The following is a 17,435-nucleotide window of genomic DNA, read 5'->3' as shown; positions in this document are numbered from 1 at the left end:
TCAGACGCCCCAAAACTCACTGCCCGAACAACGCCTTTTGCCCCTCGGGCGAGGTAAACATCCCGTCCCCATCGTGCCCGACGCCGGGCACTTCGATCAGCTGCTGACTCAATCCTTGAGGATGGCGCCGTTTCAGATAATTGAAATAATTGCGCCCGCGAATCAAACGAGAAGCGCCCTGGGCTTTGGCTTCGCAACTTTTATCCAGCGCCGGGTGATTCGGGTCGATGTCCTGCTGCCCGAGCAAATAAACGATGTCACGTTTGACGTAGTTTTCTTCCAGCTGCGCAGGCGTTTGTCCATCGGCATAGGCGGGCAAGTCCGCCAGTCCATACTTCCAGCGATTGAAGTTCGGACACCCCGCATGACTGAACGCCACCGGCCGTTGCTCATTGAAATAGGCATACGACGAAGGATTGGCGATCACATAGCGCACCTTCACCCCCGCTGTGTCGAGGGCTGGCTGAGGGTGGCTCAACATGGCGTAACGCTGAACTACCTGAGCGCCGCCCGAGTGACCGGCAATGACGATTTGCTTCACGTCCGGAAACTGTCGCCGATCACCCAGGCGAGCGACGATTTCGTCCAGCGCCGCATAGGAACTCAGCGTAAACGGCGCGGTGGATAAGCCGCCGGCCATCCAGTCATTGCCCTGCCAGCGTAAAACGCTGTCAGGCACCGGGTGGCTCGCGATGTCGGTTTCATTGAGAAACTGCGGGGCGAGCACCAGGGTGTTATCGCTTTGCCCGGCTTGCTCGGCCGCGTGTTCGGCGCTCTGGCGGTAGGTTTCAGCGTTGCGCAAACGACCATGAATGATGATCAGCACCCGTTCGATGTTTTTCGCCGGTGTCGGGCCGATGCCCACCGCGATTTCGCCGGCGCTCAACAGCAGGCGCCCGGAACTGATCTCCTTGACCCCCTGCTCGGCAGCCTGGGCGCTTGTGCAGGTGATTAACAGAGCTAACAACCACTTGTGCATTACAGATTCTTCGCGGCAAAGGTATCGCACTGGCCAACCTGGCCTTGTGCAAATCCGGCTTTGAACCAGCGCACCCTTTGCGCTGACGTACCATGAGTGAACGAGTCCGGTACCACGCGGCCCTGACCTTGCTGCTGCAAGCGGTCATCGCCGATGGCGTTGGCGGCGTTCAAGGCTTCTTCGATGTCACCGGGTTCCAGCCAGTTCAGGCGCTTCTGCGCAATGTTGGCCCAGACCCCGGCCAGGCAATCGGCTTGTAGCTCTTGCCGCACCAACAAACCACCGTCGCCCTCCATTTGCCGGCCCTGCTGTCGAGCGGTCTGAATCTTCGCCGAAACGCCGAGCAAGGTCTGCACATGGTGTCCGACTTCGTGAGCGATCACGTAGGCCTGGGCGAAATCACCGGCGGCGGAAAAGCGTTGCGACATTTCCTGGAAGAAACTCATGTCCAGATAGACCTTCTGGTCTGCCGGGCAATAGAACGGACCGGTCGCCGACGTCGCCAATCCGCACGCCGAGTTCACCTGATTGCTGAACAGCACCAGGGTCGGGTCTTTATATTGCCGACCGGCCTGCTGGAAAATCTGGCCCCAGGTGTCTTCGGTGTCGCCGAGGATCGAGCGCACGAATTCGGCGTTTTCATCATTGGCCGGCGGTGCCTTGCGGGTGTGGGTGGTGGCCGGGGCCGATTGCTCGCTCATCTGTCCGGTCAATTGGCCGAGGATCTGCATCGGGTCCTGGCCGGTGATCCAGCCGATCCCGACGATCAACAGGATCGCCGTCAGGCTCAGGCCCTTGCCCCCGCCGAAGCGCATCCCGCCACCCCCACCGCCGACATCATCGCCACGGGCATCGACCACGTTGTCGCTGCGTCGGCCTTTTTTCCATAGCATGGGGGGGAATCCTCGTTTGAATATGGTGATGAGTGTTGCTGGTCAGTGAGAGCGGCGCCAGTCCGGTCGTCTGTCTTTTACTCGGCTCGAAATATTTCAGACTTGTATTGAACATGGATCGCCCGTCGAATTCCCTCAGACGATGGTTTTTTATCGGATCAAGTCCGTCCCACACCGGCGGTCCCACACCGGCGATATGCCGGGCAGCGATGTAGCCGAAGGTCAGCGCCGGACCGAGATTGATACCGCCGGCGGGATAGTGCCCGCCCATGATGCTTGCCATGTCGCCGCCCGCCGCATACAACCCGGCGATCGCCTGCGCCGATTCATCGAGAACTTGTGCATGTTCGTTGACCTTGAGCCCGGCAAAGGTGCCAAAGCAGCCAGGCTGAACCTTCACGGCGTAGAACGGGCCTTGTTCAATCGGCGCGACGCACGGGTTGGGTTGCTGCAACGCATCGCCCTGTTTGCGGTTGTAGGGCGTCGAGCCACGACCGAACAACGGATCTTCGCCGTTGCGCGCATGCCGGTTGTAATCATCCACCGTGCTGCGCAATCCGTTTGGGTCGATGCCGCAGGCCAGGGCCAATTCCTCGACAGTGTTGCCGGTTTTCAGATAACCGCTGCGGATAAAGGATGACAGTGGCACCGGAAACGGCCGAGAAATTCCCAAGCCATAACGCCGCTGGAAACCATGGGTGCAGATCAGCCAGGAGGCGACTTGTTCGCCCAGCGGTGCGGTGGCGACCATGGCCGTCACGTAGTCGTAGTAGCCGTCGGCTTCGTTGACGAAGCGCTGGCCGTTGCTCAATACGCCGATAATCCCCGGTTTGCCGCGTTCGATGATGTGCGGGAAGTGGCCGATGCTGCCGTCACTGTGCGGCACTTGCGAAACCGGCGCCCAGGCCACGGGCGATGCCATGTCGGTGTTGACCCGCGCACCGGCGCTTTCGCCCAATCGCAAACCATCACCGGCGACGCCCAGAGGCGGCAGCGCCAGGTGTTCGTTGCCGGTCGGTGTGCGAGGGAACAGCGCCTTGCGCCGCTGGATGTCATTGGCAAACCCGCCGGCCGCGAGCACCACAGCCTTGCGTGCATGGATGCGGATATTGCCTTTGGCGGTACTGACGATCGCGCCTTGCACCTGATCGCCTTCGCGAAGCAACTTGGTCACCGGTGCCGATTCCCAGAGCAGTACGCCAAGGTCTTCGGCAGACTTTGCCAACCGCGCAACCAGCGCCACGCCGTTGACCAGTTGCATCGCCCGACCATGAACAACGAGGTCGAACAAGTGCCGGGTGAAGCGCCGGGTCACGTGCCATGCAGCGGGCAAAGAGCGCGTCAGGTTGAGAAATGCGCTCAGGTCCGCCCCCGCCATGATCGGCATGCCCATGAACGAAGTTTCCCGCATGGTTTTGCGAAGACGCTTCAGTAGCTTGCCGACTTTTCGCCCGTCATAAGGCGCAGCGATCACCGACCGTCCGCCAGTGCCGGCACCCGGCGTGTCGCCATGAATGTCGGCGATGGCGTTGCCGTCGGCGAATTGCAGGGAGGTGTGCTGCTCGAAGAACGCGACCATTCGCGGGCCAGCCTCAAGGAACGCGTCGATCATCGCCGGATCGTAACGCTCACCCAATTCGTGCTTCAGGTAAGTGCGCGGTTGCTCGACGTCTTCAACGATGCCGGCACGACGCGCCAGAGGATTGCACGGCACCCAGGCCCATCCGCCGGACCACGCCGTGGCGCCGCCGAACACCGGGTCTTTCTCGACCACGATCACTTTCAAGCCATGCCAGGCTGCGGTTACAGCTGCGGACAATCCGGCCGCACCGGAGCCGACGATCAGCACATCGCATTCGATGTCCGCAAGGAGGGGAGAGTCGGCAGGCATCGTTTAAAAGCTCCAGGTTGTTTTTGGAATTTGATTCCAGAAAATATAAAGGCTTGATTGATCCCGGCAACCATTCACTGCGTAAAGAGGGCGGTTATCGGACAGCGGGTTCCAGATTTCGCATTACGTGGTTTGTCTTCTAGAATCGGCAAAATTTCGAGTGGAACCCCCCATGGCCGGCAGTCAGATCGAACGTGTTTTCAGCGTGCTGGAAAGCCTCACCAGTGACCCTCGCGGCCTGCCGATGCAGACGTTGGCGGAGCAACTGGACATCCCCAAAAGCGCGACCCACCGTCTGCTCACCGAGCTGATTCGGCTGGGTTACGTGCGACAGAATCCGGAAAACCTGCGCTATCACCTGTCGACCAAACTGGTGGCGATGGGTTTCCGTTACCTGTCGAGCAGCGGCGCCGATATTGTGCAACCGGTGCTCGATCGCCTGGCCGAGGAAACCGGTGAGCTGGTGCGCCTTGGCGTTATTGAAGGCGAGCGCCAGGTCTGGATCGCCAAGTCTCAGGGTGCCCGCTCGGGCCTGCGTTACGACCCGGACATGGGCCGTGACGCGCCGTTGTTCTATACCGCTTCGGGCCACGCATGGCTGGCGTGCATGAGCGATGCCGAAGCGTTGTCGCTGGTGGAGCGTCAGGGGAGCGAACGGCCGAAAGACCTGGGGCCGAACGCGCCGCGTTCCAACATTGAGTTACTGGAACGCCTGCGTCTGGCGCGTGAGCAGGGCTACGCCTGGGTCGAAGAGAGTTCGGCCGTGGGCACCTCGGCGATTGCGGCGGTGGTGCGCCACCCTGGCGATGGGCGAGTGATCGGTGTGCTGAGCATTGCCGGGCCAAGCGCGCGGATGCCGGGGGCGCGGTTGCATGAACTGGCGCCGCTGTTGTTGAAGTTCACTGAAGAGCTGTCTGCCGCAAGTCTGGCTTCGGAGTTGTTCGTTTAAATTCAGCCCGCACAAAACCCAGTGTGGGAGCGGGCTTGCTCGCGAAGACGGTGTATGAGTCGACATCAATGCTGTATGGCGCACCGCTTTCGCGAGCAAGCTCGCACACATTTTGATCTGCTTTCGCTCCTGAAAAGTTGTGCGCTGTTCGCACGATTTTGCGGTTCGCTTGTGTAAGAATCTGGAACTTGGTTCTAAATTATCGGAATTCATCCTTCCGACAATAATCACAAGAGAACCGCACCATGACTTTGCCCCTTCGCATCGCCCTGATCGGTGCCGGCAATATGGGTCAGCAGCATTACCGACATCTGCAAACCCTGACGCAAGCGACGCTGTGTGTGGTAGCCGATCCCGGGCCACAAGCGGCAGGCCTCGCGGGCGAATGGGGCGTGGGGTATTTCTCCGATTACCGTCAGATGCTGGAGCAAGTGAAGCCAGACGCGGTCATCGTCGCCAACCCGAACATGCTCCACGTCAGTACTGCGCTCGATTGCCTCGCCGCCGGTGTGCCGGTGCTACTGGAAAAACCGGTGGGTGTGCGCCTGGATGAAGCGCGCGAACTGGTGGCTGCATCGAAAGCCACCGGAGTTCCCGTGCTGGTCGGCCATCATCGCCGGCACAATCCGTTGATCGTCCGCGCCCATGAACTGGTGCGGGGTGGCGCTTTGGGGCAACTGACGACGGTGACGGCGCTCTGGCAGCTGCGTAAACCCGACAGCTATTTCGAAACGCCATGGCGCCGCGAGCCCGGTGCGGGGATGTTGCTGACCAACCTGATTCACGACCTCGACCTGCTGCGCCATCTGTGCGGCGAAGTGCGCCAGGTGCAGGCAATCACCAGCAATGCGGTGCGCGGGTTTGCCAACGAAGATTGCGTGGCAGTGCTGCTGCAATTCGACAGCGGTGCGCTGGGCAGCCTGACCGGTTCCGACGCGGTGGCGGCGCCCTGGAGTTGGGAGCTGGATTCCGGGGAGAACCCGGTCTATCCGCGCCAGGCCGATCAACCCTGTTACTTGCTGGCCGGGACGGGCGGTGCATTGAGCATTCCGCAGCTCAAGCGCTGGCACTACGCCGACGTCGACGGTGGATGGCATGAGCCCTTGCTGGCGGAGCAGGAAAGTTTCAGCGCCGATGAAGCATTGCGTTTGCAGTTGCAGCATTTCGTGCGCGTGGCGCGTCGGGAAGTCGAACCATTGGTGAGCGCTGCCGATGCCGCGCGCACCCTGGCGCTGGTTGAAGCGATTCGCGAGGCCGCCGAAACCGGTCGTGCCTGCACCCCGATGTTGATCGAGGAATGAACATGAGTGAGCGGATCTTTTCCCTGGCCAGCCTGACCGTGCTGGAGTTGTCTCCGCCGGAGATGGTCGAAGTCGCAGCACGGGCCGGATACAGCCATGTCGGACTACGCCTTGAACCTGCGACACCCGAAGAACATCACTTTGCGCTGGTAGCCGATGTCGGTTTACGGCGTGAGACGCTGGCGCGGCTGCACGACACCGGCATTCGTGTGCTAGATGTTGAAATCCTGCGCCTTAAACCGCAAACCGTCGTCGCCGACTTCGAGAAGATTCTGGCGGTCGGAGCGGAATTTGGTGCCAGCGAATTGCTGGTGGCCGGTAACGATTCTGACGAACAACGACTCACCGAGAACTTCGCCCGGCTGTGTGATCTGGCGGCACCTTACGGGTTGCATCCGCACCTGGAGTTCATGCCGTGGACCGATGCACGCAATCTCGAACAAGCGGTGCGCATCGTCGAAAATGCTGACCGTGAAAACGGCGCGGTGTTGGTGGACGCATTCCATTTCGACCGATCGGGTTCGCGGCTGGAAGATCTGGCCAAAGTTGCTCCGTCACGGTTACGGTACACACAGTTATGCGATGTCGCGGGGCCACGGCCAACGGACATGGCGGAGATCTTGCGTCAGGCGCGTAACGAGCGACGTTTTCCGGGCGATGGCGATTGTGATCTGGCGGGGTTGTTGCAGTGTTTGCCGGCCGATATCCCGTTAAGCCTGGAGATTCCCACCGTGAAGTTGCTGGAGCAGGGTGTGAGCGGGTTGCAGCGGGCGCAGATGGCGTTGGATAAGACTCGGGAATTGTTGGCGCGGCGGTAAGCGGTGCTGCGCACCTATCGCGGGCAAGCCACGCTCCCACAGGTTATCCGGTGTTCATGCAGGAACGAGGCTTGCCCGCGAAGTTTTTGATTTTTGATGCAAAAAAAAGGATCGCTAATGACCATCAGCACCCCGCTCTCCGGCGTAAACCAACCCTTCAAGGGGATTCTGCTGATTGTCGTCGCGACCTTTCTGTTTTCCAGTCACGACGCCTTGTCGAAATATCTATCGGGGTTCTATCCGATCGTCATGGTGGTCTGGGCCCGTTATGTGGTTCACACCTTGCTGATGGCCGGGATTTTCCTGCCGCAATCGGGGTTGCGAGTCCTGCGCACCAAACGTCCGTTGCTGCAGTTGTTCAGGGCGTTGTGCCTGTTGGGCACCAGTTTGTTCTTCACCACCGGTTTGCAGTACATCCCATTGGCCGAAGCCACGGCGGTCAACTTTCTCGCTCCGGTTCTGGTCACTGCGCTGTCGGTGCCACTGCTGCGTGAGCGGGTCACCCGTGGCCAATGGATCGCGGTGATTTGTGGATTTGTCGGCGTATTGATCATCGTCCACCCCGGCGGTGATCTGTTCACGCCAGCAGTCTTGCTGCCGCTCTGCTCGGCGCTGTTTTTCTGCTTTTATCAATTGCTCACCCGCAAGCTCAGTGAAATCGATAGCCCGACCACCAGTAACTTCTTCGCCGGCCTGTGCAACACCCTGGTGATGAGCGCACTGGTGCCGTTCTTCTGGAAAGTGCCAAGCCTTGGGCATGGATTGATGATGGTTGCACTGGGCGCCTGCGGGATGACGGCGCACCTGTTTCTGACCCAGGCGTTCCGCCATGCCGCCCCCGCGCTGCTGGCACCGTTCGGCTATTGCCAGATTGTCTTTGCCGGTTTGCTCGGCTGGTTGTTGTTTTCTCACACGCCGACCCTGACCACGGTGGTCGGGATCGCCGTGATTTGCTGCAGCGGGTTGGCGGCGGCGTGGCAACAAAGCCGCCGCTGAACCCGGTCAAAATTTGAAACGCACCACCAGGTTTTGCAGGCCCGCCGCCAGTCGCGACAACTCCTGGCTGGTGGCGCTGGTCCGGGTTGCGGCGTCGGCGCTTTCCAGCGACAGGTCGCGGATGTTCAGCAGATTACGATCCACCTCACGGGCCACCTGCGCCTGTTCTTCCGAGGCGCTGGCGATCACCAGGTTACGTTCATGGATCTGCTCCATCGCCCGGGTGATTTCTGCCAGTGCCAGCCCGGCTTGTTCAGCAATCGACAAGGTTTCGGCGACACGCTGACTGTTGTCGTGCATCGACATCACCACACCGTTGGTATCGCCCTGAACCCGGCCGATGATCTGTTCGATCTCCCGGGTTGATTGCTGAGTGCGATGCGCCAGCGCCCGAACTTCATCGGCCACCACCGCGAAACCACGCCCGGCTTCCCCGGCCCGCGCGGCCTCGATGGCGGCATTGAGCGCGAGCAGATTGGTCTGTTCGGCGATGGCGCGGATCACGTCCAGCACCTTGCCGATTTCCCGGGACTGTTCGGCCAGGGTCTGAACCTGTTGCAGCGCGACACCCGCATTGCTGCTCATCGCCTGAATCGAATCCAGGGTTTCCATCACTCGCGTCTGGCCCTGGTTGGCTTGCTGTGTGGACTGTCTGGTGCTGTCGGAAGTTGACACCGCGTTGCGTGCCACTTCTTCCACCGCGACGGTCATTTCGTTGACGGCCGTGGCGGCTTGCTCGATTTCATTGTGTTGCTGTTGCAGCCGACTGGAATCCTGCTGAGTGCTCTGATTCATCTGCAGAGCGGCGGCCGCCAGTTGAGTCGACGTGCCGCTGATCAGTTGCAGGGTTTCCCGCAGGCTGGTCTGCATGGCCGACAGGGCCTTGAGCAAGCGTGCGGTTTCATCGGCGCCGTGGCTGCGGATCGGTTGACTCAGGTCACCGGCGGCCACTTGCTCGGCCACGTCGACCGCCTGACGGATCGGCATGACGATGCTGCGTATCAACAGCCAGGCAAGGCACAGGGTCAGGAGCGCGACGGCTATCAGCGCACCGATCACGGTGATTTTTACCTGGTTGTAGAGTGAGTCAGCCTGGTTGGCCGAGAGGCTGACTTCGTTGGCGCAAAGCGCCATCAACTCGGCGAACTGGTCACCGGTCTGGGTCGAGTAGTCCTGGATTTTTCCATTGAGCAACGCGGTCATTTCTTCGCTGCGGTTTTCCCGCGACAGCGCTTCGTATTGCGCCAGCGCCTGGCGGTAACTGGTGACGGTGGTGACGAACTTTTCGTACGGCCCCCGGTTGTAATCACCGACCAGCGGAGTGAATTTTTCCAGCGTCTCTGCAAGCCAACCCTGCACTTGGTGCAGACGTGTGACGGTGGCATCGAGCACCTTTGGATCGCGGTTGAGCGCCATGCGCAGGCTGAGCACGCGAATGCTCAGGATGTAGTCGCGGATTTCACCCAGGTGGCGAATGCTGGGCAGGGAGACGTTTTCAGTGTGCTGGCCGGTGGCGCGGACCTGCGCGACCTGTTTAAGGGCGAACAGCCCCTGCAACAGGACCAGCAGGGCGATGACGCCGAAGCTGATCACGGCACGCTTGGCGATGCTCAAGTTACCTGGCGACATGTTGTGCCTCTGTGGCTTTGAGAAAAAAGGGTGAAATGGATAAATCGCGGCCATAAAAAAACGCAGGCCCGGGATCAGGCCTGCGTTTGCGGTGTATCAATCTTTTACGGTCGGAATCTTGCGCGGTGCCATGAAGTACATCCAGGTCAGCGCGATGAAGTACATCGCCGGAATCATGGTGAACAGCACGGTGTAGTTGTTGTTGGTGACGGTCAGAATGTGGCCGACCAACTGGGTCATGAACATCCCGCCGATCGCCGCGCACATGCCGCCGAAGCCGAACACCGTACTCATCATGTGTTTAGGCGTGTAGTCCATCACCAGGCTCCAGATGTTCGCGGTCCAGGCCTGGTGCGCGCCGATGGCCAGGGAGATGGCGAATACCGCGAGCCACAGGCTGCTCGAACCGGCGGCCATGACCACGCCGATGATGCAGCAGGCGAACAGGAACATGGACATCAACCGCGCCTTGATCGGGTTGATCCCGCGGCCAATCAGGAACGAAGACAGGATCCCGCCGCCGACGCTGCCGAAGTCAGCCGTGAGGTAGATGATGATCAGCGGAATACCCATCTGGGTCACGTTGATCCCCAGGTTGTATTGCTGATTGAGGAACGGTGGCAGCCAGTACAGGTAGAACCAGAACACTGGCGCAGTGATCGAGTAGGCGAGGGCGAAGGCCCAGGTGCCACGCATGCGCAGGATTCGCGAGAACGGTACGCGGGATTGTTCCGGTTCGACTTCCTTCTGGATGTAGTCCAGTTCCGATTGTTTAACGCTCGGGTGATCTTCCGGGTTGAAGTACTTCAGGCCCCAGAACAGCAACCAGATGCCGCCCAGCGCCGCCATGCACAGGAACGCTGCCTGCCAGCCCCAGGCGTGAAGAATCAGTGGCAGCAGCATCGGTGTGAACATCGCACCGACGTTGGTCCCGGCGTTGAAAATACCGGTGGCCACGGCGCGCTCGCCAGCTGGGAACCACAACCGGGTGGTTTTCACGCAGGCCGGGTAGTTGGCGGCTTCAGTCAGGCCGAGAATGAACCGGCAGACCATGAAGCCCGCCGCCGAAGTGGCCAGGCCATGAGCGCCGGTGGCCAGGCTCCAGAGCAGTACGGCGAAGAAGAACACGCGCTTCACGCCGACCCGGTCAATCAATCGGCCCTGCAGCACGAAGCCGACAGCGTAGCCAACCTGAAACCAGAAGTTGATGTTGGCGTAGTCCATCGCCGTCCAGCTCATTTCCTTGGCCAGAATCGGTTGCATCACGCCCAGGGCGGCGCGGTCGATGTAGTTCAGGGTGGTGGCGAAAAACACCAGCGCCAGCATTCCCCAACGGGTTTTGCCGACGGCCATGGCGCCGCGGATTTTGTCGCCGATACCGCCAGTGGCGACGCTTTGGGCCGAAGCCACGCGAGAGCTTTGAGAAGGAAACATGTGTGTGCCATCCGTTCAATGACTGACAAGCGAGGCTTGTCGGGACTTCAAGGGCGCGTGATCAATCGATGGCGACGGGCGCAGGTGAGATTGATCGACTGAGGTGTTCTCGTCAGCTGACGACAACGTGTTATTCAGTGAGCGGCACGGTTTTGCCGAGGGAGCGCAAGGTTCGGATGGACGCCAGGCCAGGCGTGAAGACGGTGGAGCAAGTAAACAAGGCGTTGAATGAGCGCATGAGCGTGTACCCGTTTTTTGAAATTTTTATGTGGTGTTCAGGGTCTTTGGTAATTGGGGTCCGGTGGTTTGCGACCAGACTCAATGTGTAGTCGATGTTGCGCAGTGGACGAAATATCGTCAATTCGCCAACCGCCATTGTGTTCGATAATCGCCCGCAAAACTAACCGGGTAGTACACTTTGAATTGCTGTGCGGATTCGTCAAGCCAATAATTTGCCCAACAAGAATGTCCCCACCACCGGGAGTCGATATATGCAGCGTTCCATTGCCACCGTTTCCTTGAGCGGTACCCTGCCGGAAAAACTGGAAGCCATCGCCGCCGCCGGTTTTGACGGGGTAGAAATTTTCGAAAACGACCTTCTCTACTACGACGGCAGCCCGCGTGAAATCAGGCAGATGTGCGCCGATCTCGGTATCGCCATCACACTGTTCCAACCCTTTCGGGATTTCGAAGGTTGCCGCCGCGATCGTCTGCCGCGCAATCTGGAGCGGGCCGAGCGCAAGTTCGATTTGATGCAGGAGCTGGGCACCGACCTGGTGCTGGTGTGCAGCAACGCCTCGGCCGACTCCATCGGCGATGAGCAGATCCTGGTTGACGATTTGCGCCTGCTCGCCGAACGGGCCGGCGCTCGTGGCTTGCGGATCGGTTACGAAGCGCTGGCCTGGGGCCGCCACGTGAACACGTACCAACAGGTGTGGAACATCGTTCGCCAGGCCGATCATCCGAACCTCGGCGTGTTGCTGGACAGTTTCCATACGCTGTCGCTCAAGGGCGACCCGACGGCGATCGCCGAGATTCCCGGTGACAAGATCTTCTTCGTGCAAATGGCCGATGCACCGATCCTGGCCATGGACGTGCTGGAGTGGAGCCGGCATTTCCGTTGTTTCCCCGGCCAGGGCGAGTTCGATCTGCCGGGGTTCCTCGCGCCGATCATCAAGAGCGGATATACCGGCCCGCTGTCGCTGGAGATCTTCAACGACGGTTTCCGCGCCGCGCCACCCCGGGCCAACGCCGCCGACGGCTTGCGTTCGTTGCTGTACCTGGAAGAGAAAACCCGCGAGCGTCTGGAGCAGGAAGCCACGCCTGTGGCCAATCGCGACATTCTGTTCGACACCCCAGGCGCCAGCGAATACAACGGCATCGAGTTTCTTGAGTTTGCGGTGGACGAAAGCCTCGGCGCCAAGCTGTCCCATTGGCTGGAGCGACTGGGTTTCGTCAAGGCCGGGCAACACCGTTCCAAGAGTGTCAGCCTGTTGCGTCAGGGCGATATCAACCTGATCCTCAACTCCGAACCTTATTCCTTCGCCCACAGTTTCTTCGAGGCCCATGGGCCATCGCTGTGCGCCACCGCCGTGCGGGTCAAGGACAGCACCAGTGCGTTGGCCCGAGCCGTGGCTTACAAAGGCCAGCCGTATCGCGGGCTGGTAGGCCCCAATGAGCTGGAACTCGCCGCCGTGCGTGCGCCGGACGGCAGTCTGATTTACCTGGTGGACCAGGACGCCGACGTCTATGGCACCGACTTCAATCTGCAACCGGCGGCCGTGGCCAGCGGTGGCCTCAAGCGCATCGACCACATGGCCATGGCACTGCCCGCCGACAGCCTCGACAGTTGGGTGCTGTTCTACAAAAGCTTGCTGGATTTCGAAGCCGACGATGAAGTGGTGCTGCCCGACCCGTATGGTCTGGTGAAGAGCCGTGCCTTGCGCAGCCGTTGCAGTTCGATCCGCCTGCCGCTGAACATTTCCGAGAACCGCAACACCGCGATCTCACACGCGTTGTCGAGTTATCGCGGTTCTGGCGTGCATCACATCGCTTTCGATTGCGACGACATCTTTGCCGAAGTCAGCCGCGCCAAGGAGGCGGGCGTGCCGCTGCTGGATATCCCGCTCAACTACTACGATGACCTCGCCGCACGCTTCGATTTCGACGACGAGTTCCTCAGCGAGCTGGCGTATTTCAACGTGCTCTACGACCGCGATGCCCAGGGCGGCGAGCTGTTTCACGTGTACACCGAGCCGTTCGAAGGGCGGTTTTTCTTTGAAGTCATCCAGCGCAAAAACGGCTACGCGGGTTACGGCGCGGCCAACGTAGCCGTGCGATTGGCGGCCATGGCCAAATCCCGAAGTGGTGGCGTACGTCAGACAAAGTTGTAGGAAAATCGTAAACACGGGTACAAAACCGCTGCCGCGTGGCTTCCTTCACTGTGCGCGGCGGCCCATAATCGCCTACTTGTGCAGTGATGGCCGTGAGCCCGCAATGACAATAATTTCAGAACTCCCCGTAGCGCCCGAAAAGCCAATTGCCGAGCCTCGCAAGAGTCGCAAGAACAACCCGGAAAAAACCCGCGAGAACATCCTTCAAGAGGCTATTGTCGAGTTCGTCCAGCAGGGGCTTTCCGGTGCGCGCGTCGATGCGATCGCCGAGCGCATCCACACCTCCAAACGCATGATCTATTACTACTTCGGCAGTAAGGAACAGCTCTACGTCGAGGTGCTGGAGAAGCTCTACGGGGATATCCGCAGCACCGAAAGTCGCTTGCACCTGGCCGAGTTGGCACCGGTGGAGGCGATTCGGCGGTTGGTGGAATTCACCTTCGATCACCATGATCGCAACGTTGATTTCGTGCGTATCGTCTGCATCGAGAACATTCACAACGCCGAGTATGTGAAGCGCTCCGATGCGATCAAGGCGATGAACAACACCATCCTCGATTCACTGGGCGAGATTTTGCGTCGCGGGGCCGCAGAGGGTGTATTCCGCGCCGGTCTCGATCCGCTGGATGTGCACCTGCTGATCAGTTCGTTTTGCTTCTATCGCGTGTCGAACCGTCATACCTTCGGTGAGATCTTTCAGATCGACTTGCCGGACGAAAGTATCAAGCAGCGTCATCGGGAAATGATCTGTGAGTCGGTGTTGCGGTATCTGCAGGCCTGATTTGCAGGGTCCTTAAAAGATCGCAGCCTCGTTTCACTCGACAGCTCCTACAAGTACCCATACCCCTGTAGGAGCTGTCGAGTGAAACGAGGCTGCGATCTTTTGCATTTCAACCATTCATGCTTTGAAAATGCTCCAGCATCCGCTTGGCATCCGGCACCACGCCGCTGAATAATTCAAACGCCTTCACCGCCTGAAACACCGCCATGTTGCCGCCGTCCAGGGTTCGGCAACCCAGCGCGCGAGCGTTGCGCAGCAGTTCGGTTTCCAGCGGGAAGTAAACGATCTCCGCCACCCACAACTGCGCCCGAAGCAGCTCTACCGGCACCGGCATGCCTGGCAGTTTTTTCATGCCCATGGGCGTGGTATTCACCAGGCCATCAGCCTGACCCAGCGTGCCCGGCAAGTCCTGACCGGCCACGGCGCGGCCAAAACCGAAATGCTGATTGAGGTTGTTCGCCAGCGACTGAGCCCGGCTGTGATCCACATCAAAAATGCTCAGCAGCTGTACGCCTTCGCTCAATAACGCGTGGGCCACCGCTGCGCCTGCGCCACCGGCGCCCATTTGCACCACACGCTCACGGGCAACGTCCTGCAGGCCGCGACGAAACCCTTCGGCAAAACCCAGGCAATCGGTGTTGTGGCCGATGCGTTTCCCGTCCTTCAACACCACCGTGTTCACCGCGCCAATGCCGCGGGCTTCCGGCGACAATTCGTCGAGCAACGGGATGATTGTCTGCTTGCACGGGAAGGTGATGTTCAGCCCGGTGAAATTCATCCGCTCGGCGGCCATCAGCAGGTCGGGCAGGGCGCCGCTGTCGAGTTTCAGCTGATCCAGATCGATCAGTCGATACAGGTAGCGCAGACCCTGCGCATCGCCTTCGTGCTCGTGCAGCGCCGGAGTGCGGGAAGCCTGAATGCCGGCGCCGATCAGCCCGGCCAATACCACGGTGTTCTGTGTCATCACGCTTAACCTTTCAAACGTTGGCTGAAATGCTCCAGCGCCAAACGATAGCCGTGGCTGCCGAAACCGCACATCACCGCCGTGGCGATGGACGAGACAAAGGAGTGATGCCGGAAGGGTTCGCGGGCATGGACGTTGGACAGGTGCACTTCGATCACTGGCAGTTCGCTGGCGACCAACGCATCGCGAATGGCGACCGAGGTGTGGGTCCAGGCAGCCGGATTGATGACGATCCCGGCGCAGCGGCCACGGGCGGCATGAATCCAGTCGAGCAGTTCGCCTTCATGGTTGGTCTGGCGAAACTCCACCTTCAGGCCGAACTCTTCAGCGGCGCGACCGCACAGCGCTGAAATATCCGCCAGGGTTTCGTGGCCATAAGTCGCCGGTTCACGGGTGCCGAGCAGGTTCAGGTTCGGGCCGTTGAGCACCAGAACGATAGGGGACATCGGGTCTCTCCACTTATTATTTTTGGCATTGGCCGAGGGTCTCAGCCTGTGGAGATAAATTGTACTAACTGGTTAATAAGGTCAATTGAAGAGGCGTCGGCCCGGGATTATCTGTGCGGTGATCGAACATTCAGCGCGGAAGGCGCTCAACCAGAAAATCGATAAACGCCCTGAGCCGCAACGGCACATGGCGGCTTTGCGGATACAGCAACGTGAAGGGGCGGGAGCGTCCGCCATAGGGCTTGAGCACTTCCACCAGCGAGCCATCCGCCAGTTCGTTTTCGACGATGAAGCGATAGGTTTGAAACAGCCCGGCACCGTGTTTCGCTAGCGTCACGCCGCCCAGTACGTCATCGGAGCAGCAGTAATTGCCCTCGGCCAGAATCTCCAAAGGCACGCCGTTATCGTTGAACAGCCAGGCAATCCGCCGCCCGCTGCTGGGTAGCTCGAACTGGATGCATTCGTGGTGCTCCAGATCGTCGAGGGTCTGTGGTGTGCCGGCACGCTTGAGATAGTCAGGGCTGGCAATCATCACCAGCGCGGCGTCCTCCAGCGGCCGGGCAATCAGCCCGGAGTCGGGAATCGCCCGCACACGGATGGCCATGTCATAGCCTTCGCCGACGAAATCGATGTTGCGATTGCTGATGTGCACCTCGACTTTCACAGCAGGAAAGCGCGCCCGAAACGCTGGTAGCAGCGGCAGGATGCGGTGGTGGGCATAGGTGGTGGGAATGCTGATACGCAAGGTGCCGGAGGGTTCCTGCTGTTGGCCCATGACCTCGCGTTGAGCCTCGACCAATTGCGCAAGGGCCAGGCGACACTCCTCGAAATAGCGCCGACCACTGTCGGTCAGCTTGACGCTGCGGGTGGTACGCGCGAACAGCCGCACACCCAGGCGTTCTTCCATCCGCGACACCGAGCGGCTGACCGCAGCCGGGGTCACACCCGCCACCAGGGCTGCGGCGGTAAAGCTGCCGGCCTCGGCGGCCAGGCAAAACAGTTCGATGCTGCCGAGCTGAAGATCGTCGAAATGTCGCTGCATGATTGATTACACCAAGAATCAAATAAAAGGCCTGAGGTGGTGTTTATCAAAGATGGGCGCACAAATACAGGGCACGTTTTAACCGCCAATGCCGAACTCACCTCCGGCCAAGTATTGTCGGTGAAAGGATTGCTTACTCTTTTTGCCCTGATCAGCAGAGCCCGATCGACCTGAGGCGCTAGGCTCAAACGTGGCCAGTTGATCGAGCGATCAGCGCCAGTTGTCGGATTCTTCAAGGAATGGCGAATCTCTGAATTCTATAACCTAACTGATGGGTTAGCATGAATGTATGCCGCTACAAAGGCTTATCACTGGTGGTCATGTTTGGCAGGGCAATGAAGTGGTCGTGATGAAGAGGATTGCCAGCACGACTTACATGATTGGTTCGGCTCGCTATGAGCCAGAAAGCAACAAGACCTTGCTGGCCCTGATGGGAGCGCCGGAGGATGTGGAGATCGAGTTATGAAAACGATAAGCGCAAAAATGCAGGTGGATCATCCAGTGACCGAAGGCGCTCTGGATGAAGCAATTGAAAGTGGTGAATTGCGCCGTCGCAGTGGATTGAATGCAACGACGGTGATCTTTCTTGATCCATGTCTCGCCGTCGGTTTCGAGGATGGCAGCGGCGTGTTGTTGCCAGTGAAAAACTATCCAGAGTTCGATGGTTTTGAGACCGAGGATTTCGCCGGTTTGAAAATCGGTTTCGCCGGAGCCGCGCTTTTTCATGAAGACAAGGATCTGCAGGTCTCCATCGCCGGTTTGATTTCGGCGAGCGAACCGCTGATGGCTATGGCGGCCTCGGTGATCGCCTCGCGCAACGGTCGTCAGAGTAGCGCCGCCAAAGCCGAGGCAGCTCGGGCCAACGGCAAGAAGGGCGGTCGCCCACGCAAGGTCGATACGGCTCTTTGATCGCCCACAA

The 17,435-nt window shown here is 59.8% G+C and carries 14 protein-coding genes and 1 pseudogene; 7 read left to right on the top strand and 8 right to left on the bottom strand.

Annotated elements, in window-relative coordinates; translation table 11 throughout:
* Nucleotides 1–16: 16 nt before the first annotated feature.
* From AC30D7_RS13665 to AC30D7_RS13655, 3 genes and pseudogenes are all read right to left on the bottom strand, one after another.
* The gene (locus AC30D7_RS13665; protein ID WP_490134408.1) at nt 17–979 is read right to left on the bottom strand and encodes an alpha/beta fold hydrolase; all 963 of its coding nucleotides are present in this window, start codon (nt 977–979) and stop codon (nt 17–19) included.
* A complete protein-coding gene (gene ypfJ, locus AC30D7_RS13660) occupies nt 979–1,872 on the bottom strand; it encodes a KPN_02809 family neutral zinc metallopeptidase (RefSeq protein ID WP_096479511.1) in 894 nt (297 codons plus the stop codon). Before ypfJ ends, AC30D7_RS13665 begins: the two co-directional genes overlap by 1 nt.
* A gap of 184 nt (nt 1,873–2,056) precedes the next feature.
* A pseudogene (locus tag AC30D7_RS13655) lies at nt 2,057–3,763 on the bottom strand (FAD-dependent oxidoreductase); the annotation flags it as partial.
* Between the two features lie 172 nt (nt 3,764–3,935).
* On the opposite strand from AC30D7_RS13655, the gene AC30D7_RS13650 reads away from it, so the two are divergent.
* The 4 genes from AC30D7_RS13650 to AC30D7_RS13635 all read left to right on the top strand — a co-directional run bounded on the left by AC30D7_RS13650 (nt 3,936) and on the right by AC30D7_RS13635 (nt 7,827).
* The gene (locus tag AC30D7_RS13650; protein WP_018925796.1) at nt 3,936–4,712 is read left to right on the top strand and encodes an IclR family transcriptional regulator; all 777 of its coding nucleotides are present in this window, start codon (nt 3,936–3,938) and stop codon (nt 4,710–4,712) included.
* 245 nt (nt 4,713–4,957) lie between these two features.
* The gene (locus AC30D7_RS13645; protein WP_490134407.1) at nt 4,958–6,013 is read left to right on the top strand and encodes a Gfo/Idh/MocA family protein; all 1,056 of its coding nucleotides are present in this window, start codon (nt 4,958–4,960) and stop codon (nt 6,011–6,013) included.
* Between the two features lie 2 nt (nt 6,014–6,015).
* Nucleotides 6,016–6,831, top strand: a complete 816-nt coding sequence (locus AC30D7_RS13640; RefSeq protein WP_490134406.1) for a sugar phosphate isomerase/epimerase family protein — start codon at nt 6,016–6,018, stop codon at nt 6,829–6,831.
* 117 nt (nt 6,832–6,948) lie between these two features.
* Nucleotides 6,949–7,827, top strand: coding sequence for a DMT family transporter (locus AC30D7_RS13635; RefSeq protein ID WP_064620533.1), 879 nt, complete (start codon nt 6,949–6,951; stop codon nt 7,825–7,827).
* A 6-nt stretch (nt 7,828–7,833) separates the two neighbouring features.
* Here AC30D7_RS13635 and AC30D7_RS13630 read toward each other — a convergent pair whose 3' ends face one another.
* Together AC30D7_RS13630 and AC30D7_RS13625 are read right to left on the bottom strand one after the other, a co-directional pair.
* The gene (locus tag AC30D7_RS13630) at nt 7,834–9,456 is read right to left on the bottom strand and encodes a methyl-accepting chemotaxis protein (RefSeq protein WP_490134405.1); all 1,623 of its coding nucleotides are present in this window, start codon (nt 9,454–9,456) and stop codon (nt 7,834–7,836) included.
* Nucleotides 9,457–9,552: 96 nt separating this feature from the next.
* Entirely contained in the window at nt 9,553–10,890 is a 1,338-nt protein-coding gene (locus tag AC30D7_RS13625; protein WP_490134404.1) for an MFS transporter, read from the bottom strand.
* 491 nt (nt 10,891–11,381) lie between these two features.
* On the opposite strand from AC30D7_RS13625, the gene quiC reads away from it, so the two are divergent.
* Nucleotides 11,382–13,283: a 3-dehydroshikimate dehydratase QuiC gene (gene quiC / locus AC30D7_RS13620; RefSeq protein ID WP_490134403.1), complete on the top strand. Its 1,902-nt coding sequence runs from the start codon at nt 11,382–11,384 to the stop codon at nt 13,281–13,283.
* Nucleotides 13,284–13,386: 103 nt separating this feature from the next.
* Nucleotides 13,387–14,064: a TetR/AcrR family transcriptional regulator gene (locus tag AC30D7_RS13615; protein ID WP_019581305.1), complete on the top strand. Its 678-nt coding sequence runs from the start codon at nt 13,387–13,389 to the stop codon at nt 14,062–14,064.
* A 109-nt stretch (nt 14,065–14,173) separates the two neighbouring features.
* On the opposite strand, the gene AC30D7_RS13610 is transcribed toward AC30D7_RS13615, so the two are convergent.
* The 3 genes from AC30D7_RS13610 to AC30D7_RS13600 form a co-directional block, all read right to left on the bottom strand.
* A complete protein-coding gene (locus AC30D7_RS13610; protein ID WP_490134402.1) occupies nt 14,174–15,028 on the bottom strand; it encodes a shikimate dehydrogenase in 855 nt (284 codons plus the stop codon).
* A gap of 5 nt (nt 15,029–15,033) precedes the next feature.
* Complete coding sequence (gene aroQ, locus AC30D7_RS13605; RefSeq protein ID WP_007937291.1) at nt 15,034–15,474, bottom strand: type II 3-dehydroquinate dehydratase; 441 nt, start codon at nt 15,472–15,474, stop codon at nt 15,034–15,036.
* Between the two features lie 130 nt (nt 15,475–15,604).
* Nucleotides 15,605–16,516 (bottom strand): LysR family transcriptional regulator, encoded by a 912-nt coding sequence (locus AC30D7_RS13600; RefSeq protein WP_490134401.1) that lies wholly within the window; start codon nt 16,514–16,516, stop codon nt 15,605–15,607.
* Between the two features lie 462 nt (nt 16,517–16,978).
* Here AC30D7_RS13600 and AC30D7_RS13595 point away from each other — a divergent pair, with 462 nt between their 5' ends.
* Nucleotides 16,979–17,425: a DUF2442 domain-containing protein gene (locus tag AC30D7_RS13595; RefSeq protein ID WP_490134400.1), complete on the top strand. Its 447-nt coding sequence runs from the start codon at nt 16,979–16,981 to the stop codon at nt 17,423–17,425.
* Nucleotides 17,426–17,435 lie beyond the last annotated feature (10 nt).

The sequence above is a fragment of the Pseudomonas sp. DF5 genome (assembly GCF_058148225.1).
Note: the sequence above shows the minus strand (reverse complement) of the source record. Positions and strands in the feature narration are given on the sequence as shown.